Origin of the sequence: Neobacillus sp. CF12, from assembly GCF_030348765.1 — a bacterium.
Lineage (GTDB): Bacteria > Bacillota > Bacilli > Bacillales > Cytobacillaceae > Neobacillus.
The window spans coordinates 4,189,014-4,213,826 of sequence record NZ_JAUCEU010000007.1; the positions used below are offsets into that span (position 1 = coordinate 4,189,014).

Sequence of the window (24,813 nt, forward strand, 5' to 3'; positions counted from 1 at the left end):
TCAATCCCCCCATAAATTCATATCAATAAATATTTTCTCAAGTACTTTATATCTTGAATCAGCTTCGTCTAAAACCAGTTCATCATTTAGAATCAAGAGTTGAACATCACCGTATTCGTTCTTACCGTTGTAAAGAATGAAGTAATCTTTACCGTTTAATGCTTGAATTATTATCATTTTTGAAAAACAACTCCTCTTTCTGTAGTGATAATATTATTAATAAAGAGGAGATGTTTTTTAACATTTTTTTATAATTAAATTTCTAATTCCTCCGGTGGTGCTTATTTATCAATCTCATATTGAGCAAGAGCAAGGCTTTCATTCTTTCAATTTTGTAGGTACTGAGTCTTGGGGACATGGGGGTCAGACCCCTACTAAGCTAAAGTTTAACGCGGTAAAGCACAAAGATTAAATTTTTGAGCTAGTCTCTAGGTTTTTGTTCTTCAATTTGTCAAAATTTATTATCGAATTTGATAGGAATTTAGAGGATGTTGTTGAATTAAGTATTGGTACAGAACTTACCGCTTAGATGAAAGTGAGGTGCCTTAGTTGTCATGAAAACCCCGTATTTGGTTTCCTGGTGCCAAGTATCATATTACGAACCGAGGCAACCGGAGATCCTCTGTTTTTTATGATGATTTTGACCGTGAAGCATACCTAGAGCTCTTAGAAGAAACCCGCAGATATTTTCCTTTTTATCTCCACGCCTATTGTCTTATGACCAATCACATTCATCTCCAATTAGAAACCATTCACCATCATCCAAAAGACATTATGAAAATGTTAAATTCTCGATATGCGATGTATTTCAATAAGCGCCATCGCCTTGTAGGTCATGTTTTTCAAGGCAGATATGGAGCGGAACTGATTGATTCTGCTGAGTATCTATTGGAAGTCAGTAGATATATTCATTTGAATCCAGTAGAAGCAAGAATGGTAAAGTCGCCAATAGATTATCGGTGGAGTAGCTATTTTGCTTATATAACGAGCATTGAAAATCCTCATGTAACAACTGCAAAAATATTATCCCATTTTCCAGAACCGAAGAAGGAAAACTACTGTAAATTTGTTGAAGAGTCAGTAAATATAATCCCTTCAAAATCCTAACATAATCGAGTTGTAAATGAATAACGAGAAATAGTAGGAGGGAAATTTTTATGACAGTAAAGACTTTTAGTATTGGATTAAAAGGACTTGAAGGTTATCTTGTGCAGGCAGAGGTAAGAATTAAACCTGGTACGGAATCGATGGTGATTGTTGGCTTGCCGGATGCATCAGTAAGAGAGTCAAAGGAACGCGTCATTGCAGCACTTGGTCATTTTGATGTGGATGTTACCGATCAAAAGATAGTCGTTAATCTTTCACCATCAGAACAAAAGAAAAATGGGCCACTATTTGATTTGGCTATAGCGATTGCTGCCTTAAAGGAGCTGAGTATGATAAAAGTGGCGATTCCGATGGATACTGCATTTATTGGTGCATTATCCCTTGATGGCATGGTTGTAAAAGCTGAAGGAATGCTGCCGGCTTTGCTTGCTGCTAAAAGACTGGGTTTAAAGAAAATCTACTTGCCGTTTGATCCTGCAATACCAATCCAAATGTTAAAAGATTTGGATTGTATTGTGGTTCAGCATATCGAAGAAGTAGTCCAGCACATAGAAGGGCAAGAACTACTGCCTTTTCCTCCTCTTAAAACTCCAAATGATCATACGCCACTTTTATTCGATTCACCCCAAAAGGATTTCCGGTATGTTATTGGCCATGAGCAAGCAAAGCGAGCACTTGAAATTGCTGCCGCGGGTGAACATAATGTGCTCATGAGCGGCCCGCCAGGGTGCGGGAAGAGCTTGCTTGCAGAAACCTTTCCTTCCATATTACCATCCCTTACAAATCAAGCACAATTAGAAGTCATGAGTCTGTACCAGTTGGCAGGAGAGAGCAGAAACCTTCATCAAAATGCCCCGTATCGGCACCCACATCATTCAGCATCCTCCGTCGCTATTATTGGTGGTGGCTCTTCACCGAGGCCTGGAGAAATTTCACTTGCACATCGCGGTTTCTTGATGAGATAGCAGAGTTTACAAAAAAGACACTCGATATGCTGCGTCAGCCACTTGAGACCGGGCAGGTTACCATTAGCAGAGTACATTCTACAGTGACTTATCCGTCCTCTTGTATTCTTATAGGTGCGATGAATCCATGTCAATAAGGTTACCTAGGATCAAATGATCATTATTGTACGTGTTTAGAAAGGCAAATTCAAAGCTATCGAAATCGATTATCCGGCCCAGTCTATGATCGAATTGATATCCTGCTTTCACTAAAATCTGTGAATCTAGATCAGCCATCAACAACTCAAGAAACATCTGTTGATGTCCAGAAGCGGGTTGAAACAGCCCGGCAGGTCCAGTATCAACGGATATCAATCAGAATTAACAAATGCCAAAGTTCCGTTCGAAATCATTACAGAAACAAGCCCATTATCAAATGACAAACAAAGATGCTTACAAACGTCGCAGCAAAACAGAACTGGAGTAACCGGGTTCAAATCAAAATAATTCGACTTGCAAGATCTATTTCAGACCTGGAAGGAGAAGAAAGCATAACTAATACAGCTATTTGGGAAGCAATGATACTTAGAAGATGGGGACTGCATAAACAGCAATCTGTTGGAGGGAGACACAACCTTTCCTATGACTACCAGACTATGGAGACGGTTCCTGTTGCAGGTATATGCAAAAAAATAAATGAAGTGAAGTATGAGAACCGTCGCCAGGGTTTATGAATGCACTTTTTACTAACAATGTTTTAAAAAACTAACCATAATCTTAGCTGATTTAACGCACCTTTTTATTGATTTGCAATGTTGTAAATTGCTTGAATAGCGGCCTTTGTGGAATCATGTTCATCGCGACCGATGCCTATTGGGAACTCTTCTGATATGTGTTGGACTTTATCAGGCTTTTTATTTGCGAACGCTTGGACGGTACCATCTATATAATAAAAAACCTCAATGTAGTAATATTGACCTTCGTGCTCGAATTTCTTCCAAACTTCCACATTAATAATTTCAATATTCTTTTTGTTCATCTACCAACCCTCATTTACTTTAGTAATATTTCAACCAGACAGTCTTGTGAAACTATAATAACCAGTTGTTGATATTAATTTATTGGTGATGATGTTTAATCATACTGCGGTGAATATGGAACATTAATAGGTAGAATCATTATCTACCATATCTCTTACAAACGATAGCCATTGTCAGCTGCTTATTTATTTTTAGTATCAAAATATTTATAAATCATTTCCTCCTTGATCTCAAACATAAATTCCCATAATTCCATTTCAAGTGCCTTTTGCTAGTTTATCAAGTGTAGTGCTTGAGGGTGAACTTATGTTCTTTTCAAGCTTATATATATACTTTAAAGTAAGATCCGTACTCAGTGATAAATCCATTTGTGTTTTCTGTTTTTCATCCCTCACTCTCTTTAACCCATTGCCAATATACAATTTGTAATACGTCATTCAAGGGATTCTCCTTTTTAAACCAATTACATAATGACAGCGAAAAACGGTATACGTACCCCAGTACGCATTTTGCCTTTTTCATGAAAAATAGTTAAAAATCCAAGCCTTTCACTCCCAGGTATTTGCTGAAGATTGCTAAAGTGCTAGGTATTCTTACATTGATAGATTGGATTTGCATTTGATATGGTTGGGGTGGTTGGTTGTTGCTCTTCTTTCCAGGAGGGTGTTGGTCATAGGAACATTTCTTGAGATTCTACGAGAAGTTCTGAAGGGGATTGTGTATGAAGTAAGCGCATGTTTTTAGATAAACGAAGTGAGCCACAAGGTCATACCCTGTGGCCCACCATTTATTATTGATTTAGATCAATTGTTGCACTCGTATAGGTTCCGCCCGTTCTACTATTCAGGAATATAACTAGGCTGCCGTCAACAACATCTTCATTTGTTCCATAATAACAATAAGGAAATGTACAATACTTGACAGCTGCTGCGAGCATGGCAATTCCACCCGTTCGTTTTCTCATGAATCTCTCCCCCCTTATCACACCCTTGAGAAATATCCTGCTATTGCTGGAAAACTCACGAACTCCCTCCTCATGTCCCGAAACGAAACCAGATCTTTTCCTCTATAAAACTCGAAATCTAGTAATGATTCAATGCAGTTCCATGGCGGTTGATGAAATGTTTTTGTATAAAACTGTATCGCTTCGTTCTCGTTGTCTGCAAAGATAAACACAAAATCCTTTTGGTTCATTTTCAGTGAATAGACGCAAACTCGATGAATTCCTAAGACATTTTTCTGAATCATTTCATTTACTTTCGGAATGTCTGCTAGGGATGAGTCTATTTGGGAGCTATCGTCCTCTAATGATATTTTCTTCTCTTCAAGTAGATGGTAGATGTAATGGGCCAAAAAGGAAATTTCATACTGGATACAAAATAAGTAAAGATCTTTCACTAACATGTGAGAACACCTCTTTATTGGATTTTTTTATTGGTATAGGTTTAATGAGTTAGACTTTCTTTCTATTGGTCCTCGATCTTTCCTGTATGCTCACTGTAGGTGACAAAGACTGATCCTACTGGACCATAGCGGTTTTTCGAGACCAAGATTTCAAGGGAAGGGTTGTCCGATTCCTTGTCATAATACTTTTCCCGATATAAGAACAAAATGACGTCGGCATCTTGTTCCACACTGCCGGATTCCCGAATATCGGACATCATCGGCTTTTTAAACGCTCTTGATTCTACCGAGCGATTGAGCTGGGCTAAACAAATGACTGGACAATCGAAATCCTTTGCCATGGTTTTAAGAGATTTGGAAATTTCCGTTACTTGTGAATGGGAATTACCTCCGTAAAACTGATTGGACTGAATGAGTGTTAAATAATCAATAAAAAGGATCGGTTTCTTGTTAGGAAATTGATTGATCATTTTTCGTGTTTTTGCTCTCATTTCGGCAATCGTTTGTCCGGCTCCATCAAAGATTTGAATATTGGTTTCTGCGAGATCCCCAATCACATCGGACCATCGATTCTTTTGTTTTTGGGATAACATTCTCTTCGGATCGCGCATTTTTCCCCGATTGAAGCCACCCGTTGATGCCATTAAACGGGAGGTGATCAGCTTTTCAGGCATTTCTAAGGAAAAGATAAGCGGCAGAAATCCTGCCCACCTCGACATTTTGGCAAAATGAAGCATCACATCGGTTTTTCCCATCGAGGGTCTTGCGGCTAGTATGGTCACTTCTCCACAATGAAAACCTCCCGTTACCTCATCGAGCCCTTTAATCCCCGTTGTTGCACTATTCATGCGCTTTGGATCTTCCCAAGGGGCTTCATAGATACCTGCCAGTGCTTCAAGTAAGGAGGTGTAATCCTCCATCTTTACTTGATTGATTTTATCCAGTTGTGTCATGACTTTCTCAATCTCCCAATCATTCATGGCTGCTATCGTTAAGATGGATCTCTTTTCCCGTTCCTTCCAGAGGTCGAGAATAAGCTTTTCCGTTCCATTGAATTTCGCGATATCCCCATACGATAAGAGCTCCGAAAGATAGGACATTCCACCCAATGATTCGAGGTTGGGTACAGTCGAAAAGGTAATCAAATCAATCTGCTTACCTGCCTGTGTTAACTCTAACATTCTGTGCATGATTTCTTTATGCAATGTACTTTCCAGGTGCTCTGGCTGAATCACGGTATCTTTGAGTAAGTATTCTGCTTTCATCAGGCTTCCTAATAATGTTTTTTCCACGATACTCATTCGTCTTCACCTGCCGTTAGGTCAAGGACAAAGCCAGTTGGAATATCTCTTCCTCCAGGTGATGACTGTTTGAAGTTCCTTTGGGATAGAACCTTTTGGTTCTCCTGATAGGAATCTAGTTCTTCTAAGGTTAAGATGGATTCATTTTCCCAGTTCTTCAATATCCCTACTACATATGACAGCCTTCGCTTGTTATTGGAACAGGCCATATTCATCGCTTTAACAATCATCTCTTTCGGATGTAAAAAGCTAGAATCATCTAACCAGGATAACAGCTGCTCCTTAGCATTCATGTTGGTAAAGCCAAATCCATTATTGTCCCAAAACTCAATAATTTCTTTTACATCGACAAGTTTTTCGTTGGTTTGGAGGTGGTGATCACGATTTTGTGTGCAATCTGTTAAGGGCTGATAGACTTCTTGTTGTTTTTCTTCTTCTTTTTCTTCTTCTTGTCCACCTATCGTGGGACGAATCGAGGACGTATCGTCAGGGTCTTTCCATTCGGGTGCTAGATATGTATCATTTTCGTTCTGTTCATTAACGTCCTTGCTGATTTCTGATTTACAAAAAGATTCATATAGGCTGCGGAATTCCTTTTTAGGAATGGATTCCAAAACAAATTGAAGCAGTGAGGTATCTTGGACTGCCTTTAATTCGGAAAGAATACAATCCATCATGGGTTTCCCGGCTTTATCAAAGTTATTTTCTCCCCAGTTCTTAATCGCGAGCTCTCTCGTTTCAGGGTTGTAGCGAATCAACTGATGATGCATGACGAACCGTTCCATTAACGAATGAATACTTTCAATGGAATAGCCCATATCAAAAGCAATTTGCTTTTTCGTAATCTTATAGATTCCAACTTGAGTCGTACGTGGATTCGTTAGAAGGTATAAATAAAAGTATTTGTCCTCCGGTGTAAGTTCTTCAGAAACAATCGGATCCACCCAAAAATCAACGCGCACCTTTCTAAACTTTGCCATCCTCAACCACTGCCTTTCTCCTAGTAAATGTTTTCATAGACTATATATAGATAAAGGATGGAAAAGGTCATAGGGATTTCATTAATTTGTGGAGGTTTTGTGACAATGGGGTTTTGGGGGGACTGTCAAGCTATCGACCGTGGGGACGGTTCTGATGGCATTTTTTTATTGGTGTTGTTAGAAGATAGGGGCGTACCTATCTAGGAAGAGGTAGTAGAATACCGTTAAGTAGAGAGAAGTAATTTTACTTTTAGCTCTTCGAGCTTTGTAACACTAGGGACGGTTCTCATGGTTTTTTGTATTGCACCGAAAAGAGAGCCTCTACTTTTTCCCATGGTTGGCCCATGATTGAACCAGTAAAACCGTCCAACCGTCCCCATAGCATTCGCTAAGGCATTTTCCTATTAATGGTAGCTTCTCCGCCAGCAATGAGTTGTTTGGTTTCTACGTCGTATACGGAGCATCTTCCTTTGAATTCTTTTTCTGTGTCTTTGAATGAGAAGAAGAAGTATACTTGTCGGTCTGGACTGATTGCTTGGTGATAGTTTATTTGTATATCTGGATAGGAGGTAAACATTCCATTACCATCCCAAGTTAGGTAATAGAGTTTCTCTACATCTTGAAATAGCATCTTTTTTCGGAAATTTACGGATGCATCGGGCATGTCTTTAAAAAGAGCACTGTCCATGTTTCCAAGTTTGTTCTTATGATGTTTGTAAAAAGCATAATGCTTATTATAATATTCTTGATGAACAGGATAACTTCTTTTCCTTAATGCCTCATAAAATTGATCAATGGTCTCAGTAAATACCTTTTCTTTATTCCCAGGGTATAGGTAGGTTCCTTCTTCTATTACAGTTTTCTTATCGGATAGTACCCTGATTTCTGCCTTGGCTGGTTGTCCTGTTACGATTAAAAATGTTAAAGCGAAAAGGCTGCATAGAACTTTTGCTGTCATGGTACGAGCTCCTCCATTCCTAAATTTGTTTTTCTCCATATGCATTTATCATCCTAAAAAAGTTTATCCATATACTTATTACCAGTAAGTACAAACCATCCTAACAAAGTGAGAATAACAAGGGACACCATAATCATCCTTTAAGGAAGAATTGGTAGACACACCTATTGTTCCCAAAAGCCTAATTTGCATAATAAATGACTGGAGATCCCACTCCCGACTCCAATAACAGCGAAAAACGGTTTACGCACCCCAGTACCCATTTTGCCTTTTTTCAATTAAAAACATTGATGGGATTGCAGCCAGAATGATTGAGAAAACAAAGCTCTATTCGACAAATATTTTATGGGAAATAACCCTAGGTCATTTATTTCTATAGGGTTCACGATACTTTTAAACAAACGTTTGGTTAGTATTGCAGCTTGTGTTTATTTGTTGAATTGAGTCATTTATTAGTTTAGTCTCCATGGCTCGTGCGCCTGAGAATGTGGTAGAATTTAAGAGAATGAACATTATGAAAATTTAGGTGATTGTAGATGATTATGGCTTCAAAAAAAACACAACAAATGGCGACGAGTATTTTTACCGAGTTAGCAAATAAAAAAAGCGAGGCTATCGATCAGGGTATCGATGTGATTGATTTAAGTGTGGGCAGTCCGGATTTGCCGCCGCCCGCTCATGTTGTTGATGCGTTAGTAACCTACAGTAAAGATACAACCAAATATGGCTATACATTGAAGGGAATTGATGAATTCCATAAAGCAGTTAGCTATTTTTATAAACAGCGTTACGGAGTTGATCTTAATCCTGACAATGAAGTAGTACAGCTAATGGGGTCTCAAGATGGTCTGAGCCATTTGGCGACAGCGATGATTGATCCTGGAGATTATGTTCTGGTCCCTGATCCAGGGTATCCAATTTATGAACATAGTGTGATGATTGCTGGCGGGTCAATTTATCCGATGCCTTTAGTGGAGGAGAATGGATATTTACCAAAATTAGATGAAATTCCATTAGATGTTTTACATCAAACAAAAATGATGATTATTAGTTATCCTGGAAATCCTGTTACAGCGTTAGCATCAAAGGAATTTTTTGAAGAGGTTGTGGCGTTTGCGAAAAAATACAATATTCTAGTCGTTCATGATTTTGCCTATTCGGAACTCATTTTTGACCAAAATCCACAAATAAGCTTTATGTCGGTCGAAGGGGCAAAAGAAATGGGAATTGAAGTCAATTCCTTGTCAAAAACGTTTAATATGGCCGGCTGCCGGATTGGCTATGCCGTTGGGAACAAAGAAGCATTAAAGATATTAGCTGCTTTTAAGTCCAATATTGATTACGGGATATTTTATCCTATTCAAATGGCAGCAGTCACTGCATTGACATCTGATTTCAGTGTGTTCCGTCAGCAAGTCATAGAATATGAGAAACGAAGAGATATTTTGATTTCTGGACTAGAGAAAGGAGGGTGGCAGGTTCCGAAGTCACCTGCGACGATGTTTGTCTGGGCCAAGATCCCTTCCGGTTGGACTTCACGCCAATTTGCGTTTGAACTAATTGAAAAAGCAGGTGTAGCCGTTGTGCCTGGTGACGCCTTCGGTAATCTTGGGGAAGGTTATGTTCGGATCGCACTTGTCCAAAGTGCTGAAAGACTAGCTCAAGCAGCGGAACGGATAAACTCCATTGTCGGGTCAGACCCCCAATCAGCTAGGAATGGCTAACCCTGTAAAGGTGAAGAGAATCGTAGGAACCCTTCAGGAAAGATTTCCAAGATATCCAGGCTATTCTAATAGTTTTATTTTAAAAGCTGGAAAATGCTCTGATTTGCATTTTGCGCCAGCTTCTCAAGAAAAATTAGGTTATTGATTTACAGGAAGAATAGTGAATAGATGCGAAAGAAGGGGCTTCTATCACCTTGCGGTGTTAGAAGCCCCTTCTTTATTATTGAGGTCTGATACTACTTATCAATCTTCGACAAATATCGTGAGTGGGGGTTTGATCCCAAAATTGCGGTAACCATCATACTTCACCACATTAAACTTTAGCTGAGTGGGGGTCTGACCCCAAAATATAATTGTTTTATATTTGTTCCTGATGTTTGTAAATAAATAAGTTAGTTTTTCATCATAGTCTGTTAACTGATCCATCCATTCATTCATACAATGATGCCTTTTTATCGTATCTTCTTCTTTTTGAGCTATTAATTAAAAGCAGAAATAACAGTGTGGAATACACATAGGCGACTGTTAAAGTTGCAAAAGTATTAACCACCCATTTCGGCAAGCCTAATTCAATTACACCCCATAACACTATAAATGGAACAATTAATGCAATGAATATAAATTTAAATATCTTGGATAATTTCAATTTTTCACCTTCATATATTTCCCACGGCCCCTATTTTACTTCGCTGCGTTTCTTCGTAAATTCTAAATTGACCAGATTTCTAAATAAGTTGGTGCTTCCTCAAATTACCCCTTCTAATAGATAGCCTTTTTGTTCCATTATATCAACACCTAGTAATTTCATACTAGAATTAATTTGAAAATCTTTTAATCTCATTTTGCTATCAAATTTTGTAGTATAGATCCTCTAACTTATTAAAAAATTTAAAACAGACCTTCTAATGCTATAACATATCAATAATTTCAGGTTCATCATTTCTTTTAGAGTTTTGATCTTGAATAAACAGCTTGTAAGCAACATTTCCTATAGTATTTGTAGCAACTGCATCTACGGTACCGCCAATAATTCCTCCCGCTAAAGGCACCATCTTACCTAAATTTATGACTCCTTTTCCTCCAAACTTTGTTAGTAAACGAAAGCCTACAGTTCGGTTGATTTTTTTTATTACTTCGAAAGGGATTTTTTTAATACCGGTTACTGCAAGTTTTTTTCCTATCTGAACGCCTGCATTTTTAAGAATATCTTTAGCTCCATTTCCGGCTAAACAGGCATAAACAAAAGATTTAACCTGGTCATCTTTTACATCATAACCACCCATATGTGCAATAGCTGCGACCATTCTCATTTGAACTAAAATAACGCTAGTTATATTAACGGGTACAGCAACAGGTAATGTAATAAGTCCTCCCAAACCTGTTAAAAATCCACTAGTAGCACTTTTGGTGTTTTGCCATAGTATTAAACTTTTAACTTTTTCATCTAAGGTCCCACTTTTTTGTAAATAACTATCAGCTAATTCTATGGCCGTGTCCATTCCAGGTACACCACCATTAATTGCTTTATCATAAGACCAATCTAATGCCTTCATTATTGCGTCGTGTGTTAAAGATTTTGTTTTAGACAATTTTACTCACCTTTCTTCTAGGAAATTATGGTAATATTATACTATAAAACTAAGTGTGGAAATTACTATTTTTCTTTTAAATAACATTACATAGAGGTGTGAGTATATGCCTATAGAAGTTGGGATATGGAAGGTAAATGGCGGTATAAAAAAGGTGGATTTCTCTGTAATTGAATCAGAAAAAAAGTTAGAAGATATATTGTCGGAAGATTTGACTATTCTATCTGATGATCTTTTATTGATTGGTAGACAAGTTCAAACAGAGTATGGAAAATATATAGATATGCTCGCAATAGATGGAGAGGGAAACCTTCATATTATTGAATTAAAGAAAAATAGAGCACCTAGAGAAGTAGTAGCTCAAGCACTAGACTATGCTTCCTGGGTACAAAATCTTTCATATGATCAAGTATTAAGAATATATGAAGATAAAAATAACGGTCCCTTAGAAGAAGCATTTGCTGAAAAATTTGATGATAGTTTACCAGACAAGCTAAATGACTCACACCAAATTACAATTGTTTCGTCACAACTTGATAGTGAGACAGAGAGAATAATTAATTACTTATCAAATAATTATGACGTTCCAATCAATGCTGTTTTCTTCCGTTATTTCGAAGAGGGGGAACAACATTTTTTAACTAGAAGTTGGCTTTTAGATCCTAATGTAATAGATGAGAAATCAAGTAATACGAAAGTAGAGAATAAAAAGGAAAAATGGAATAAACAAGACTTTGTAGTGAATTTTGAAGATAAGGCATCTAGAAAATGGGAAGATGCAGTAAAATATGGATTTATTTCAGCAGGTGGAGGACGTTGGTATAGTAGGACATTAAACCAATTATTTGTTGGTGCTAGAGTATTTTGTATGATACCTAAAAGTGGATATGTCGGTATTGGTACAGTAATAGATACTGTTAAACCTATTAAAGATGTTACATTTAAGGTTAATCAAACAGAGGTTAAAATGTCAGATCTAAACCTCAAAGCAACCAATATGTTTCACGATGAAGAAGATCTTGAGAAGTGTGAGTATGTTGTTAAAGTAAAATGGTTAGCCAATGTATCTAAGGAGGAAGCTTATTGGGTGAAGGGCTTAAAAGCTAATCAGAACAGTGCCTATAAATTGAGAAGTCAATATACTATTGATAAGGTTTTGGAGTTTTTTGAACTTAATACTGATGAATAAAAATAATAAATAGACAGGTGCTAATATGGAGAGAAAAAGACCTATAGTACAAAACAAAGTCGAAATCCCAGTAAATATTTTCAAAGGAGAAGAATTAATAGCTGAATGTCCTAGTATTCAGGAGGCGGCAAAATATTTCAAAAAAGAAACAAATTCTAAACGTTTCAATTGGTCTGCTATTAATAAGGGAATTTGGTACGGTGAATCGTATTCTAAAGATGGAGCTACTTATTATTTTACAACCGATAAAGAAGCTGTTAAGAAGAAAACTGGATACGATGTAGTCTAAAACTAGGTAAGATGATAATACAGATTACTTTAAGTGGTATTATGAAAACCAAACTCTGATGAATACCAGTAGGATGAGTTTGACCAAATTTAAATCTGTTATATAAGTATATAAAAATAATGGGGAGAAAAAAATTATGCCAGAATTTAGAGTTAATAAGAAGCAATCATCGAGGAAAAGAATTGTTATTGCCATTGTTTTTGCCTTGCTTTGTGCCTCCGTTGGATCAGCAGGAACATATATGCTTTTGGAAGGTGGAGAAGAAAAAGTAGTAAAAGCAACAACAGCAATAGAAGGTGAGGTCATCATAGAAAATATCGCATACGATAAGGTGCGAGAAATCAGCAAACATTTCGGATATGAGGATATCCAAGACTTCGATTACACCGAAGATGACACTTATGAATTTTTAAAAAATCAAGATGATGATATTTGGCTTGAAACAACAGGCAAAAAATTTGGAAAGTATCTTTTCGGAAAAGAATACAACATTCATTTGTTTGGTTACTTTATGCTTGGTTATGATTTGAAAAATATCAAAAAACAAGATTTTTATTTTGATGAAAAATCTAAGATTTTACACATTAAAGTACCAGCATTAGAATTAGCTTATATTCCTATGTTTGACAAGAGTTATTTTGATAGTTTTGTAGGATTATTTAGAAAGGAATACACTGAGAGTTACCGAAAGTTGATTTATGAAGATGCGATAAATCAAGGTACCCAAGCTATCCTTAATGATAAAAGCAAAGTTCTTGAAGGTTATAAATTAACAAATGATTCTCTAAAAGAAACATTATTCGGCAAACCAGAGTTTAAAAAATATGTCAAAGATATTGTTTTTGAAAAGTCCGTTCAAGAATCAACTATAAGAGTAGAAAAAACTAGAGAAGCGGTTCTTGGTGAAAAAAAAGAAACTGAAAAATAAAATTCATTCCATTTATTGCTACATTGTTTCTTTATTCTTAATGACAGTCCTCTTAAAGAAAGAGCTTATCGGATCTAAACTCAATTTAATGATTGAATTTGGTAAAGGGAAAATAGTCTTCAAAGTTGGTAAACCCACCAACATCCCTTTGTGTTGTCAATTACAGTCCACACATATGGTATGTGGGAACATGGTCTACACCTAACATATTTTTAACGTTATGAAAATTTAGGGGAAGTTTGAAAAGATTTCTGATTCTTATTTTGCTTAACCACTACTGCACAGTACAAATATACTGTGCAATAGACTAATGTGATGTTCAACAATCGGGCGCTTTAATGAAGTAACTAAAGCCTAATTTCTCACTTATAACCCCGAGAAATTAGGCTTTTTATATTTGGATTTCTTTAACTTTGTAAATCCGCATTTTCCTGAACTACCCCTTTATGCACTATTTATTTTTCAAGCGAATCCATGTGTATATACTCCCTTACATCATTAATTAGAATAGCAAGATTGAGAGACATTTATCTGTTGTTTTGAGCGTCCTGTTATGTAGGAATTAAATTTTAAAACAAAAAAAGACTGAACACATGCCCAAACATCATTCAGTCTAGGTAACTTACGTTAGAGATGTTAACATTTATTGAAAATTGTCTTTAATGCTGTAACAGCTTCTTCGCTATCTTTTCCAAAAGCAAAAATAGTCATATTGCCATTTGTGCCACCGAACATAGCCATACTTAATATACTTTTGGCATTTAGACGTTTGTGATGCATTTCTACTAAAATAGTGCTCTCAAATTCATTAGCTTTCGCCACTAATTTCATAATTTTCCCATGGGTGAGTTTCTGACAAAGAATCTGTTCTTCCTTGATTGTCAATTTGATCCCATCCTTATTAATATTATTTTTAACTAAAATCCATGGAGATAATAACCATTTTTTCTCTAAATAGCTTTATAAAAATTCTTCTACATCTATAAAATGTATGGGAGGATCGGTACTAATATGGTAAGAAACAATGCTGATATAGTCATCGCAACACTTCCCATTGCTCCTTCTTCTTCTCCCCATAGGAGAGAACGGTTAGCCCCAAGCATTTGGGCTGAGGTTCCCATTGCCAGCCCTTTCGCAGATTTACTTTTTATACCCAACTTTTTTAATAAAATTGGGCCGATGATTAAGGAAATTAGGGCGGACATAATCACAAACAAGACGGTGGTCGACGTAATTCCCCCTAGATCACTGGATATAGTCAATGCAATTGGGAGAGTAGCAGATCTAGGAATCAAGGATGCCAACAACTGTTCCTGCAAGTGGAAAATGCGGGACATCTCTAATACAGCTATAACTCCCAAGACTGTCCCACTCATTACGCCGATGCAGATTTTTTTATAGTTTTTCTTCAAAAAAGACCATTGCTTATAAAGCGGTACAGCTAATGAGACAACAGCCAGCTGTAGCAACGGACTAAACACTGAACTTCCTTGCTGATAAGCTCCTTCTTGGATCGGCGAAACAATCAGCAAAAAAATCAGAAGAAGAGATGATGTATACAGAGGATTCAACCAAGCTTTTTGATATTTACGATAGAAACGCAGACCAAGAAAGTAACAGGCTAAGGTGATGGCGATGCAGAAAACAGCATTTACAGTTAGAAGTATCATTTTGCATTTCTCCCTTTTATTTTTTCATACCACTCCACAGCAAAGGCTGTACCTAACAAACAACAAAGACTGCTCACAACTAATATAGCTAAAACATTCAATCGGACGTTCTCCTGAAAACTTGAGGATAAAAAGAGGCTTACAATAGGTGGAATAAACAATAATGTAAGATGTTTTAACTGAAATGTAGAGGCTTTTTCAATCCATTCTAGTTTCAGCATTCCTGTTAAGAGGAAGATAAATAGCAGAAGCATACCAACGACACTACTTGGCAAGGGAAGGTGAGATACTGTAACAATACCATGGCCAAGTATTAAAAATCCTAAAATGATTAAAAGTTGCAAAAACCAACTTAGATTCACTTTACCCGCCCCCCCCCCGTTATGATTTGTTGATTTCAGTTTAAGGTAACCTTGAACCCGTGTCAGCGATTGTGTAGGAAAACATTACATAAATTTTGTTTAACAAACCAAAAAAACGTAAGAAAATCTTACAAGATTTCACTTGCCTGTCTCTCCCCATTATTTGTCGAAGATTGATAGGTTGTTAGATAGCTAAACAGTGATAGAATGTAGTTGCAGTTGATTATTGTTGGGGTGGTTGGTTGTCGATCTTCTTTCCTTTTAGGAGAAGAGGTGATAATCATGGAAACATTTCTTGAAATTCTACGATTTTCATTTATCCCATTTGGAATTTATATCAGTATGCTAAAACCAAATTGGTCTTTCTTGAAAAAGATTGTACCAATAGCAGGAGTTAGTTTGTTGTTTGAAGTATTGCAATTTATCCTTTTGGGAAATACATTAGGTGGAATTATTGGAGTTGGAGTTTATATTGTATTTTGTAAGCTGTTTAGTACAAAAGCAAATAAAATCCTTAATGTTTTAGCTTCAATCGGAACGATATGTATTTTTGCATTAGTGCTGTTATTAATTATTGATGTGTTGAGGAAAGAAAAAATAATGAGGTGAAAGGAATGGTAAGCAGTGATTACAGCCAAAGAAATGTACCACCTTTGACATAGTTTTCACCACTTCATACCTTCTGGATGATCAAAGATAAAAAACCTATTTTTTGGTATGTTATACAAATTTGATTGGTTTTCGATAAAATAATCTTCCGCAATCGGGCCAGATTATTGAAGAATGGATTGTACCTATATTATAAACAGGTTTATTTTAAACATGGTGAACCTTATCATAAGCAAATGAGGTTTTTAGTTAAGCTAAGCATCCAATCTGATAAATAGACGGAAAAATTCCGCCTAATTATAAAATAGCATGTAAATTAGCCTCAATAGACGGAGAAATTCCGTCTATTGACTTGAAAAACAGAATAAAGGGGGATTTTGCTTTGCATAAGCGGAAAACCTCCGCTTATTTACCCCGAAACGCGCTCCATTCTGAAAATAAGCGGAAAACTTCCGCTTATTTACTTCACTGGTTTCTCATTTGGAATTTAAAAGGAAGTGAGATACAGGTTTTTTTAAGGCTGCCTTGATTTAGCAAAACTCATTTAAATTATGGCAGGCTTTAACACTTTCAAAAACAGTACCAAGTGCAAAAGTAGCAAAAGAAATTTTGGATGATTTAATTGAAGCTAATAAAGGTTACTGGCCTGAATTAAACTAACCTTATAAATACTAAAAAGGCGAAAAGCTGAAGAGCTTTCGACTTTTTCTACGGATACTCATATCAATTGGAAGCAAGCGTAATGTTTTAAGCCTGCTGAAGGGGTGTTGTTTCTCCAGGAAAAAGATTAAAGTCTACCATGAAAAGCTAATTTATTATGAACAAGTAAAACCTCATTTAGACCCATAACGGTGAACCGTACCATAAATAGAGGCCGTTATTTTTTAAGCGTAAAATTGTTGGAATGGATTTCATTATTACTGATGAATCCATTAATAAAAAAAAGATGTTGAAACAAATGTTCCAACATCTTAAGGCTCTAGTAACGATCCCCTAACTTGATTTAAGTTTTTGGGAGAGGAGCATTTTAGGTAAAAGAAATTTGGTAGAATAAGAAAGAAGCTTATTCAGGTAGTCGCTTAGCTTATCGTGTTTTCTTTAGCTAAGTCGTAACGTTCAGTCGATAGGTTGCGCAAAGGAAGCGGGATTTCTTATCCCTCTAAATACTTTATTCCTTTATCGGTTAGCTTTGTTCCGCCGCGGCCTTTGCTTTTTATGATATATCCTTTATTTTGCAGTATGTCGAGGCGTTGACGAATTTGTTGCTCGGTTAAATACGGACCATGGTTTTGTGTCTCTTCTGATATTTTTTTTCGTCCTGCGGGTTCTCCTGATTGGATGATATTAAAAATTACTTGTAAGATTGTTTTCATTTCTTCTTCGTTTATGTGAAGGGTGTAGTCCTCCACTTGGTACGATATTGGTAAGGGTGATAAACTTTTCCTTTCTTTTTGAAAGAAGTTATGATCAGGTAGACTATTAGTATCTATTCGATTATCTTCACAGACAGTAATCATATAATCAATCGTGTTTTTTAACTCCCGGATATTTCCATACCATTCATATTGAACTAGTCGATGAACCACCTCTGGCTGAATTTGCACACTTGGATTGTTGCTCTGTTTTATAAAATGATATATCAGTTTATGAATGTCTTGTTTACGATTTCTCAACTCAGGTAAATGGATAAAGAGAATCTTCAATCTGTAGTATAAGTCTTCCCTGAAGGTTCCTAATTCTATCATCCTTAAAAGATCTTTATTAGTCGCAGCAATTACACGAACATCCACGGGAATAATTTTACTTCCGCCTACTCTCATGATCTCTTTTTCCTGTAAAATACGTAGGAGCCGTGCTTGTAGTTTAAGACTCACATCCCCTATTTCATCAAGGAAAATAGTTCCCCCATTCGCTTGTTCAAACAATCCGGCTTTTCCTTCCGCTCTAGCACCGGTAAAGGAACCACCTTCATACCCAAATAGCTCACTTTCCACTAAGTCCTCCGAAAGTGCACTAAAGTTGACAGCTAGAAAGGGACCATTGCATCTCATGGATTCATTGTGAATAGCACTAGCAAACAACTCTTTGCCTGTTCCGCTTTCTCCTTCTATTAATATAGTAAGATCTGATTTCGCCAATTTTTTAGCCGTATGAATTGTTGATTGGAGAATGGGACTTGTTCCTATAATGTCGTCAAAGGTATATTTCGCAACGTACCCTTTCCGAATAAACTCTCTGGACGTAGTTCGTTCTCTCTTTATAATGTCATGCGTTTTTTTAAAAAGGGCTACAATCGATTTTGCCGAATGAAAGTGGAAACGGTGCACTGTTACCTCTGCATTTGAAAAAACGAAAGAACGCTTTTCTCGTTTTGAGGAATTAAAAATAAAATTAACCAGTTCGGTGTTATGAAACACATTCCGAATATTTTCTCCAAATGCACGGTCTCGAGGGATATTTAGGATTTTTTCCAGCTGTTCATTGAATACCGATATTTTTCCTTCGTAATTTATTTCAAGGATTCCCCCATTGTCATGGATTCCATCAAGAAGCATATTAAGACTTTTCGTATTTAGATTATAAGCTTCTGCAATTCTTTTACTTAAACCAAGAAGTGTACGAGTGAAATTTTCAGATACGGTTTTGCCTATTCTTTCTGAGAGCCCTATTGTCTCTAAAATAAATAGAATCGTAGTAAAGTCGATTAGACGGGGGCCGATGTGGATAACTTCCTTTACCATATCTGGTAAAATCAGGGCTGTTCTTGGCTTAATCGCAATTTCTGTTCTAAAATAATCCTTTATTCCAGGATAGTAGGGATGTAATTCGATATGATCAATACCAAGTTGTTTAAGAGAATCGATCGAATCCATTGTTGTCTGGGGGAAGTCAGTAATGTACAAAGCTTGAGTTCCTTCAGGAAGCATCAATAGCCGATCGATATTATGATAATTCACCATGCGATTAGCAATAATTTTTCTGCAGTTTTTACCTATGTGCCGAACTACTTCGTCCTCTAATAGTGCCGAGGATAGTACAACAATCTGGTTATCAATAAAAGGAATTTGTTCCTCTAAGGAATAGCTCTTCACTTCAACAAAATCTCCTAGTACTTCTTCGAGCTGTTTGTGTAATGTCATTCTTGTTTCTTGTGCACCAGCAATGAGTACTAGTTCATCCATTTTCATCATGGAACAATTCTCCTTGTTTAATTGGTTTTATTTGGTTATGACCATTTTATAAATAATCTGATAACTTATTATAATTCATATAAATGGTTATGTCCATTTACCACCATAAAACAACCATATAGAACCAGTGGGTAAGGGGAATACTTGTGTTAAAGGGAGTTTGAGTTATTTAAATATTGGCACACTTCTTGCATATTAGTTATATTGAATAAAGATACAAAAATCGAAAAACGAGTAAGGGGGAAAGAGAATGAAAGTTTTAAGGTGGAAACAATTAAGCAGTATGATTTTTCTTTTGTTGATTGTGATGTCTGTCGTGGTGGGGTGCTCAAAGGATAATTCAACAAAAAGCAATTCAGATCAAAAGGAAACAAAGGAAACTGCGGAACAAGATGCATCGAAAAAAGGGAGTAAGGAACTTGTTGTTGTTTTGGAGGGAGAACCTACATCATTAGATCCTCAAAACTCTACGGATGGGAATTCATCTAATGTTCAGGAATCTATTTTTGAGGGATTACTGACTTTCGATTCAGAAATGAAATTAGTTCCATTGCTTGCAAAGAACTATTCATTTAACGAGGATGCCACAGCCATTACGTTTGAATTAAAAGAAGGAATTGTTTTCCATGATGGAACACCATTTAATGCAGAAGTCGTAAAAGCGAACTTAGATTTTGTGCGTAATGAAGAAAATGGCCTTGCTAGAGCGAGCTTTTTCGAATTTATCAATGAAGTAGTTGTCGATAACGAATACAAGGTAACAATTAAATCAAAAGAACCCAATTCTGCCATGGCTGCCTATATGGCACACGCTTCTGCTAGCTTTAAATCGGTAGAAGAAATCAAAAAGAAACAAGCAGATTCAAACTATAACTTAGATAGGAATCCTGTTGGAACTGGTCCTTTTACATTCGGTGAATGGCGTGATGGCGTTCATGTGAAATTAAAAGCATCCGATAACTATTGGGATAAGGATAATCAACCTAAACTATCCGGAATTGTCTTTAAACCAGTAACCGAAGCAAATACTCGTGTAAACATGTTAAAAACAGGTGAAGCAGATGTTGTTACCAAGCTTCCAACGCAAAGTGTAAAAGAATTGTCGGATACGGAAGGTATCGATGTATTCACAGGACCTTCTTTAAATCTATTTTATGTAGGTATGAGTCTGAAGCATGAAAAGTACCAGGATGTTCGTGTAAGACAAGCTTTGAATTACGCTGTTAATAAAGATCAGCTAATTTCACAAGTAATGGATGGCTATGGAGTGGTTGCAGATTCTGCCATTGCACCTGGTGTTTCTGGATATGCCAAACAAGAAGCATATGAGTATAACCTGGAGAAGGCGAAGCAATTATTGGCAGATGCCGGATATGAAAAAGGATTTAAAGCAACTCTTTGGACAAGAAACGAAACAGAGTTTATTGCTGTAGCGGAAAACGTGGCCATTCAGTTAAAAGCAGCAGGTATTGAGGTAGAAGTTCAGGCGTTAGAAAGTGGAACATTATTTGATAAATTGGATAATAACCAAGGAACAGATCTATGGATTGGAAGATGGTCACCAAGTACTGGGGAAGCGGATTGGGGATTACGACCAAATTTTGGTTCAGACCGAGTACCACCAAGCTATAATAACTCTGGTTTCTATGTAAATAAAGAAGTGGATCAATTGCTGCAAAAAGCACTTCAGTCTCCAACTGAAGAAGGTCGTCTTGAAAATTATGGAAAGTTACAAGAAATTGTTTTTAAAGATGCACCATGGATTTTCTTATATGTGCCAGAAAACTCTGTTGCCAAACGTAGTAATGTGGATAATGTAACCATTCTACCTTCGGATGATGTTCGGGTAAATGGAGCAGAAAAGAAATAGTTCGTCCCTTTACAGGATGAAAGTTTTGATGGAAACGACGGCTTTCATTTTTTTGAGATAAGAAAGCCGTTTTTCTATTACATAGAAAAAACTATTTAATTATATTAGTAGACTGTTCCGTTAAATAGTAAAATATGACGTTAAGCTTTGGAATTGGAAGGCAGGTGGGAAAAATGTTAACGTTTATTATTCGGAGAATTATAGGTATGATTCCTATTCTATTTATTATTTCCATACTCTCCTTCTTGTTTGTACATTTGTCCCCAGGAGATCCAGTTCGGATTATGTATGGTGCAGAAATTAGTCAAGAAGCATATGAGTCGCTAAGGGAAAAGATGGGGTTAAATGATCCTCTGTACACACAATATGGACGATACATGTATGATCTTCTCGTTCATGGTGATTTTGGGGTTTCTTATCGAACAAAATCAGGGGTTTCCGATGAAATTTTGCGACGCTTTGGGTATACCCTAGTCCTAACTTTGGTTAGTATGATTTGGGCCATCGTTATCGGAATTGTTGTAGGAATCGTCTCTGCTACGAGAAGGAACTCTCTTTCTGATCGCGTTGGAATGATCTCCACTGTAACTGCCATAAGTGTTCCAGAATTTTGGCTTGGGATCATGCTTATGCAAATATTTTCTGTACAACTAGGTTGGTTTCCTACGAGTGGAACTGGGACATTGAGCCATCTGATTCTACCATCTATTACATTAGGATTTGGTGTAGCAGCCATTATTGCGCGCTTTACTCGATCAAGTTTACTAGAGGTTTTAAACGAGGACTTCGTACGTACAGCCAGGGCAAAAGGACAAAAGGAATCTTTCATTGTATGGGTTCATGTTCTTAGAAATGCCCTCATCCCTGTCGTAACCATGACCGGTTTACAGTTTGGTTTTTTACTAGGTGGATCTGTTGTTGTCGAGCAAGTTTTTTCATGGCCAGGTCTTGGCTCTTATTTAATTGATTCCATTTTGTCCCGGGATTATCCAGTAACACAAGCTCTTATATTTTTATTTTCGATACAATTTCTTGTAGTTAATTTACTTGTTGATTTAAGCTATGGGATACTGAATCCGCAAATCCGGTTAAAGTAGGGGAGGCTGACAGAAATGATAGAAATACAAAGAAAACAGGCAAGGTCCCCTTTTCGAACGTTGTTAAATAAACTATTAAAACAACGACTGGTTGTTATGTCATTCTTTATGGTGCTATTGATTATCTTGATAGGGTTATTCGGTCCGTTTTTCACGCCATATGATCCACACCGCCCAGTTCTTGAACAGTATTCCGAAAAGAGAATAAACATAGATGAAGCCTCAACCATACAAGTCCCTGTACAAGCGAAAATGTCCGATGGAAGTATGAAAAATGAAAGTGAACTCTCTGATTTAACAGTAATAAGTGAGGATCGTCTTATTGCAGCGGCTCGTGAAAAGGATGGCCAAATTCAAGTAAATGCAAATGGAAAGGGAACGACAGCTGTTGTAGTTACTAGTGAAGAGGTTTCTACCGTAATTCAAATTAATGTTGGTGATAAGGAAATTAAACCAATCCTTTCCAGGATTCAGGCTGAAGGAATTGACGATGTTCTCGAAATAGGGAATACAAAAGAGATTAAACTCACGGGATTCCTTTCCAATGGAGAGAAAATTACGGAAGAAGCATTGGTTGGCATGATGCAAAAAATGAAAAAAGAAGGGGACAAAGAAAAGCCGAGTTCCTCCGGATTTAATACTGGATCCAGTACTAAAAAAGAAGAGGACGAATCTTCGCTATTTCAGTCTATGGACCCTGAAATAGTCAGTGTATCGAAAGATGGAATCGTTAAGGCCCTTAAAGAAGGCGAAAGCGTCATTAAAGTTTCCATTGGTTCTGTTTCAACTATTTTGCCGGTTTCTGTTGGAAGAAGTTCTTCAGAAATGCATGTTGTTGAAGTAATTCCGAAACAAATTTCCATTAATTTAAGTGATTTATCAAAGCATCAACCTCCATCTTCCAGGCACTGGTTCGGAACAGATCATCAAAATCGTGATATATTCAGTCGTATTTTAGTTGGTACCGCGGATACTTTGTTAATAGGGTTCGTTTCTGTTTCTATTGGGGCAGTTATTGGTACCGTCTTAGGATTGTTAGCTGGATATTATGGTCGGTGGGTCGATGGATTGATTACTAGATTTACAGACATCTTACTGGCATTCCCTGGCATTCTATTAGCTATTGCTGTCATTGCACTTTTAGGACCGGGATTAACCAACATCATATTTGCAGTAGCATTCTTTACGGTTCCGACGTTTGTTCGAATCGTGCGGGGCAGCACCTTAGCATTAAAGGAAAAAACCTATGTTGAAGCCGCTCAGGCCATTGGTGTAAAGGATTCGGTCATCATTTCAAGGCATATTTTCCCAGGAACAATATCTGTTGTCCTGGTTTACTTTACCATGCGTGTAGGGATTGCTATTTTAATAGGTGCATCCTTAAGCTTCCTTGGGCTTGGCGGTGACATTACTGCCCCTGAATGGGGAGCAATGTTGAGTTCAGCAAAGGATAACAGCATGAATGTATTCCATCCGACATTTTTTCCAGGGATGGCAATCGTGATTACTGCACTTAGCTTTAATATTCTTGGTGATGGGTTACGGGACGCATTAGATCCAAAGCTAAAGGATTAGGGGGGAGCATCATGAAAAATAAAGTACTAGATGTGAAAGACTTACAAATTGATATCATGAAGGACAAACAACCAACAACAGTTGTAAATAATATCTCCTTCCATGTGTATGAAGGAGAAACCCTTGGTATAGTTGGAGAATCTGGGTGTGGTAAAAGTTTGACCTCCCTATCGATCATGAGACTTCTTGCTACTCCTCCTGTACATGTAGGAAATGGAGAAATTCTTTTTAATGGAAAAGACCTTCTTCAATTAGAGGATGAAAAAATGCGTGACATACGCGGCAATCAAATTTCCATGATATTTCAAGAGCCGATGACAAGCTTGAACCCCGTATTTACGATTGGTAAACAAATCGATGAGGTCCTTTTGCTGCATGAACCCATTTCGAAAAAGCAAGCAAAGCAACGTTCGATCGAAATGTTAAAGATGGTAGGAATTCCTAGAGCAGAGCAAGTGTATTCAAACTACCCCTACCAATTATCAGGTGGCATGAGACAGCGTGTGATGATCGCTATAGCACTAGCATGTAAGCCTAAACTTCTAATTGCAGACGAGCCAACAACTGCATTAGATGTAACGATACAAGCACAAATTTTAGATTTAATGAAAAAACTTAAGGAAGAAACAAATAATTCGATTATGTTCATAACCCATGACTTGGGAGTCGTTGCGGAAATGTGTGACCGTGTCATGGTCATGTATTCGGGTGAAATTGTGGAAGAAACGGATGTCGATTCGCTTTTTAATAATCCAAAGCATCCTTATACGAAAGGATTGCTTTCTTCTACTCCAAATATACAGGAAAAGAGTGAACGGCTATTTTCTATCAAAGGTCAGGTGCCTGCTCCTGGGTCAGTGAAGCAAGGGTGTCGGTTTGCTTCTAGATGTCAAGAGGTGATGGAAAAATGTTTAACTGACGATCCACAACTTATCGATGTAGGTGAAAATCACAAATCTAGATGTTGGCTTCATGTTAACTAAGGG

The 24,813-nt window shown here is 37.0% G+C and carries 24 protein-coding genes and 1 pseudogene; 12 read left to right on the forward strand and 13 right to left on the reverse strand.

The window, feature by feature from the left end:
* Complete coding sequence (locus QUG14_RS19925; RefSeq protein WP_289342181.1) at positions 1 to 177, reverse strand: hypothetical protein; 177 nt, start codon at positions 175 to 177, stop codon at positions 1 to 3.
* A 417-nt stretch (positions 178 to 594) separates the two neighbouring features.
* Here QUG14_RS19925 and QUG14_RS19930 point away from each other — a divergent pair, with 417 nt between their 5' ends.
* The 3 genes and pseudogenes from QUG14_RS19930 to QUG14_RS19940 all read left to right on the forward strand — a co-directional run bounded on the left by QUG14_RS19930 (position 595) and on the right by QUG14_RS19940 (position 2,785).
* Positions 595 to 1,107 (forward strand): transposase, encoded by a 513-nt coding sequence (locus QUG14_RS19930; protein WP_289344191.1) that lies wholly within the window; start codon positions 595 to 597, stop codon positions 1,105 to 1,107.
* A gap of 140 nt (positions 1,108 to 1,247) precedes the next feature.
* Positions 1,248 to 2,491 (forward strand): annotated as a pseudogene (locus QUG14_RS19935) (YifB family Mg chelatase-like AAA ATPase).
* 9 nt (positions 2,492 to 2,500) lie between these two features.
* On the forward strand, positions 2,501 to 2,785 hold the full coding sequence (locus QUG14_RS19940; protein ID WP_289342182.1) for a magnesium chelatase subunit ChlI family protein: 285 nt from the start codon (positions 2,501 to 2,503) through the stop codon (positions 2,783 to 2,785).
* A 65-nt stretch (positions 2,786 to 2,850) separates the two neighbouring features.
* On the opposite strand, the gene QUG14_RS19945 is transcribed toward QUG14_RS19940, so the two are convergent.
* From QUG14_RS19945 to QUG14_RS19975, 7 genes are all read right to left on the reverse strand, one after another.
* Entirely contained in the window at positions 2,851 to 3,090 is a 240-nt protein-coding gene (locus tag QUG14_RS19945) for a hypothetical protein (RefSeq protein WP_289342183.1), read from the reverse strand.
* Positions 3,091 to 3,348: 258 nt separating this feature from the next.
* Positions 3,349 to 3,528, reverse strand: coding sequence for a helix-turn-helix domain-containing protein (locus QUG14_RS19950; protein ID WP_289342184.1), 180 nt, complete (start codon positions 3,526 to 3,528; stop codon positions 3,349 to 3,351).
* 353 nt (positions 3,529 to 3,881) lie between these two features.
* A complete protein-coding gene (locus QUG14_RS19955) occupies positions 3,882 to 4,055 on the reverse strand; it encodes a hypothetical protein (protein WP_289342185.1) in 174 nt (57 codons plus the stop codon).
* A gap of 17 nt (positions 4,056 to 4,072) precedes the next feature.
* On the reverse strand, positions 4,073 to 4,495 hold the full coding sequence (locus QUG14_RS19960; protein ID WP_289342186.1) for a hypothetical protein: 423 nt from the start codon (positions 4,493 to 4,495) through the stop codon (positions 4,073 to 4,075).
* Between the two features lie 62 nt (positions 4,496 to 4,557).
* Complete coding sequence (locus QUG14_RS19965) at positions 4,558 to 5,796, reverse strand: replicative DNA helicase (protein WP_289342187.1); 1,239 nt, start codon at positions 5,794 to 5,796, stop codon at positions 4,558 to 4,560.
* Positions 5,793 to 6,776: a DnaD domain protein gene (locus QUG14_RS19970; RefSeq protein ID WP_289342188.1), complete on the reverse strand. Its 984-nt coding sequence runs from the start codon at positions 6,774 to 6,776 to the stop codon at positions 5,793 to 5,795. The genes QUG14_RS19965 and QUG14_RS19970 overlap by 4 nt, the downstream gene beginning before the upstream one ends.
* Positions 6,777 to 7,164: 388 nt before the next feature.
* Complete coding sequence (locus QUG14_RS19975) at positions 7,165 to 7,734, reverse strand: hypothetical protein (RefSeq protein ID WP_289342189.1); 570 nt, start codon at positions 7,732 to 7,734, stop codon at positions 7,165 to 7,167.
* Positions 7,735 to 8,270: 536 nt separating this feature from the next.
* Between QUG14_RS19975 and QUG14_RS19980 the strand changes: the two genes are divergently transcribed.
* Positions 8,271 to 9,458, forward strand: coding sequence for an LL-diaminopimelate aminotransferase (locus QUG14_RS19980; protein WP_289342190.1), 1,188 nt, complete (start codon positions 8,271 to 8,273; stop codon positions 9,456 to 9,458).
* Positions 9,459 to 10,366: 908 nt separating this feature from the next.
* Here the strand turns inward: QUG14_RS19980 and QUG14_RS19985 are convergent.
* Complete coding sequence (locus QUG14_RS19985) at positions 10,367 to 11,047, reverse strand: EcsC family protein (protein ID WP_289342191.1); 681 nt, start codon at positions 11,045 to 11,047, stop codon at positions 10,367 to 10,369.
* Positions 11,048 to 11,153: 106 nt separating this feature from the next.
* Here QUG14_RS19985 and QUG14_RS19990 point away from each other — a divergent pair, with 106 nt between their 5' ends.
* The 3 genes from QUG14_RS19990 (at position 11,154) to QUG14_RS20000 (ending at position 13,453) form a co-directional block, all read left to right on the forward strand.
* Complete coding sequence (locus tag QUG14_RS19990; RefSeq protein WP_289342192.1) at positions 11,154 to 12,236, forward strand: PDDEXK family nuclease; 1,083 nt, start codon at positions 11,154 to 11,156, stop codon at positions 12,234 to 12,236.
* Positions 12,237 to 12,261: 25 nt separating this feature from the next.
* Entirely contained in the window at positions 12,262 to 12,525 is a 264-nt protein-coding gene (locus QUG14_RS19995; protein ID WP_289342193.1) for a hypothetical protein, read from the forward strand.
* A gap of 136 nt (positions 12,526 to 12,661) precedes the next feature.
* Complete coding sequence (locus QUG14_RS20000; protein WP_289342194.1) at positions 12,662 to 13,453, forward strand: hypothetical protein; 792 nt, start codon at positions 12,662 to 12,664, stop codon at positions 13,451 to 13,453.
* 636 nt (positions 13,454 to 14,089) lie between these two features.
* On the opposite strand, the gene QUG14_RS20005 is transcribed toward QUG14_RS20000, so the two are convergent.
* From QUG14_RS20005 to QUG14_RS20015, 3 genes are all read right to left on the reverse strand, one after another.
* Positions 14,090 to 14,338 (reverse strand): HPr family phosphocarrier protein, encoded by a 249-nt coding sequence (locus tag QUG14_RS20005; protein ID WP_289342195.1) that lies wholly within the window; start codon positions 14,336 to 14,338, stop codon positions 14,090 to 14,092.
* A gap of 95 nt (positions 14,339 to 14,433) precedes the next feature.
* The gene (locus tag QUG14_RS20010; RefSeq protein ID WP_289342196.1) at positions 14,434 to 15,123 is read right to left on the reverse strand and encodes an LrgB family protein; all 690 of its coding nucleotides are present in this window, start codon (positions 15,121 to 15,123) and stop codon (positions 14,434 to 14,436) included.
* The gene (locus QUG14_RS20015) at positions 15,120 to 15,485 is read right to left on the reverse strand and encodes a CidA/LrgA family protein (protein WP_289342197.1); all 366 of its coding nucleotides are present in this window, start codon (positions 15,483 to 15,485) and stop codon (positions 15,120 to 15,122) included. Before QUG14_RS20015 ends, QUG14_RS20010 begins: the two co-directional genes overlap by 4 nt.
* 282 nt (positions 15,486 to 15,767) lie before the next feature.
* On the opposite strand from QUG14_RS20015, the gene QUG14_RS20020 reads away from it, so the two are divergent.
* Entirely contained in the window at positions 15,768 to 16,094 is a 327-nt protein-coding gene (locus QUG14_RS20020; RefSeq protein WP_289342198.1) for a VanZ family protein, read from the forward strand.
* Positions 16,095 to 17,245: 1,151 nt separating this feature from the next.
* On the opposite strand, the gene QUG14_RS20030 is transcribed toward QUG14_RS20020, so the two are convergent.
* On the reverse strand, positions 17,246 to 19,285 hold the full coding sequence (locus tag QUG14_RS20030; protein ID WP_353961079.1) for a sigma 54-interacting transcriptional regulator: 2,040 nt from the start codon (positions 19,283 to 19,285) through the stop codon (positions 17,246 to 17,248).
* Positions 19,286 to 19,535: 250 nt separating this feature from the next.
* Between QUG14_RS20030 and QUG14_RS20035 the strand changes: the two genes are divergently transcribed.
* From QUG14_RS20035 to QUG14_RS20050, 4 genes are all read left to right on the forward strand, one after another.
* Entirely contained in the window at positions 19,536 to 21,155 is a 1,620-nt protein-coding gene (locus QUG14_RS20035) for a glutathione ABC transporter substrate-binding protein (RefSeq protein ID WP_289342199.1), read from the forward strand.
* 173 nt (positions 21,156 to 21,328) lie between these two features.
* Positions 21,329 to 22,252 carry a nickel ABC transporter permease gene (nikB, locus tag QUG14_RS20040; RefSeq protein ID WP_289342200.1) on the forward strand — a complete coding sequence of 308 codons (924 nt, stop codon included), beginning with the start codon at positions 21,329 to 21,331 and terminating at the stop codon, positions 22,250 to 22,252.
* A gap of 15 nt (positions 22,253 to 22,267) precedes the next feature.
* On the forward strand, positions 22,268 to 23,827 hold the full coding sequence (locus tag QUG14_RS20045) for an ABC transporter permease (RefSeq protein WP_289342201.1): 1,560 nt from the start codon (positions 22,268 to 22,270) through the stop codon (positions 23,825 to 23,827).
* Positions 23,828 to 23,838: 11 nt separating this feature from the next.
* On the forward strand, positions 23,839 to 24,810 hold the full coding sequence (locus QUG14_RS20050) for an ABC transporter ATP-binding protein (protein ID WP_289342202.1): 972 nt from the start codon (positions 23,839 to 23,841) through the stop codon (positions 24,808 to 24,810).
* Positions 24,811 to 24,813: the final 3 nt, after the last annotated feature.